This is a genomic window from Shewanella sp. Sh95 (assembly GCF_001308045.1).
Lineage (GTDB): Bacteria > Pseudomonadota > Gammaproteobacteria > Enterobacterales > Shewanellaceae > Shewanella > Shewanella xiamenensis.
Genome location: NZ_LGYY01000126.1, coordinates 1 through 1,569 on the forward strand (window position 1 = coordinate 1; position 1,569 = coordinate 1,569).

Below are 1,569 nucleotides of genomic sequence, written 5' to 3' on the forward strand. Positions count from 1 at the left end.
TGCTTGGTGACAATAGCATTGTGGTCCCACCTGATCCCATCCCGAACTCAGAAGTGAAACGCAATCGCGCCGATGGTAGTGTGGGGTCTCCCCATGTGAGAGTAGGTCATCGCCAAGCGCCTAATTTCATCTATTGATGATAAAAAATTGCTGATATGGCTCAGTCGGTAGAGCGCATCCTTGGTAAGGATGAGGTCCCCAGTTCGATTCTGGGTATCAGCACCATTATAGTCTAGTGTCATGTCCTAGAGAAAAATTTGCTTGGTGACAATAGCATTGTGGTCCCACCTGATCCCATCCCGAACTCAGAAGTGAAACGCAATCGCGCCGATGGTAGTGTGGGGTCTCCCCATGTGAGAGTAGGTCATCGCCAAGCGCCTAATTAAGCAATGAAGCCAGCTGAATAAGCTGGCTTTTTTGCATTTGGTGTTTTCAGTTTCTGCTTTTTTCACTTTTACATTCTCCCTTATACCATTCCGCATTAAAGCTCAGCCATCTTCGCCTATTCCCGAGAGCACATCTTTATCACGCGTTTTGTACAACTGATAAAGCTGTTCCATGCCTGGCTGCAGGCATCCACTATGTCCTCATATCCTTTAAAACAGCGATTGGCGAGATAATGTTGGCGAAGCCAACTCCATACCTGTTCGATGGGGTTTAGTTCTGGGGAATATGGCGGCAGTTTGAGGATCGACAGGTTAGGGATATCAGCAGCAATGTCATTGGTATGCCAACCCGCACCGTCCATTACCACGACTGCATGGCGGCCAGATTTGGTGCGTTTTGCAATCAGCTCCAGGTGCTGGTGCATGATGTCCTTATTGACGAATGGCGTGATGATGGCTTCAGTTTCTCCTGTTGCAGGACAGACTGCGCCGAACAGGTGCACATATTCAAACTGCTGCTGTTTTAGCGCTCTTGGTCTACTGCCTTTAGGGGCCCAAAGGCATGTCGTTGTATTTTGCAGGCCGAATCTGGCTTCGTCCTGAAACCAAATATCAATCGAGACTAAAAAAATCAGCCTCACAATTAACTTTGAATACGCACAGCTGTGAGTTCTTTTAACTTAAAGTTGAGTAATTAATTATTTAATCTAGTCATTAAACCTTCTCAGTGTGGATAACTCTGGGTATAACAAGTGTGTAGGTTGTGCCTAGCTTGGGTGTAACAATCTATTTGAAAATTAATCATAAAAACCTGAAAAAAGCGCTTGCACAAAAAGTTTCGCTGCCTATAATGCGCATCCACTGACACGGCAGACAGCGAAAGCTAACGCGGTTACAGTGCGAATCGAATGCAAAATGTGCAGTTGATTCGAAAGCCTCAAGAAGTTTGTAAAAACGCCTTGACGCGACAAGGGAAATGCGTAGAATACGCAGCCCTGACCCAGTGAGCGGTAACGTAAGCGATGAGGTCAAACGCTCTTTAACAATCTAAACAAGAAATCTGTGTGGACACTCACAGGTGTTGAGTTAATCGAAATTACTCTGCCGTTTGGCGAGTAATCAAAGAATTAAATCAATGAATGAGTGTTCATAGCAATATGTACATACAGTAATGTATGAATTG

The 1,569-nt window shown here is 45.1% G+C and carries 1 tRNA gene, 2 rRNA genes and 1 pseudogene; 3 read left to right on the top strand and 1 reads right to left on the bottom strand.

The annotated features are described in order from the left end of the window. Positions 1-2 precede the first annotated feature (2 nt). The 3 genes from rrf (AEA42_RS09325) to rrf (AEA42_RS09335) all read left to right on the top strand — a co-directional run bounded on the left by rrf (AEA42_RS09325) (position 3) and on the right by rrf (AEA42_RS09335) (position 376). Positions 3-118, top strand: a 5S ribosomal RNA gene (gene rrf, locus AEA42_RS09325). 31 nt (positions 119-149) lie between these two features. After that, positions 150-225: transfer RNA gene (locus tag AEA42_RS09330), tRNA-Thr, on the top strand. A gap of 35 nt (positions 226-260) precedes the next feature. Beyond that, positions 261-376, top strand: a 5S ribosomal RNA gene (gene rrf / locus AEA42_RS09335). 126 nt (positions 377-502) lie between these two features. Here rrf (AEA42_RS09335) and AEA42_RS09340 read toward each other — a convergent pair. Next, positions 503-1,003 (bottom strand): annotated as a pseudogene (locus AEA42_RS09340) (IS630 family transposase); the annotation flags it as partial. Positions 1,004-1,569: the final 566 nt, after the last annotated feature.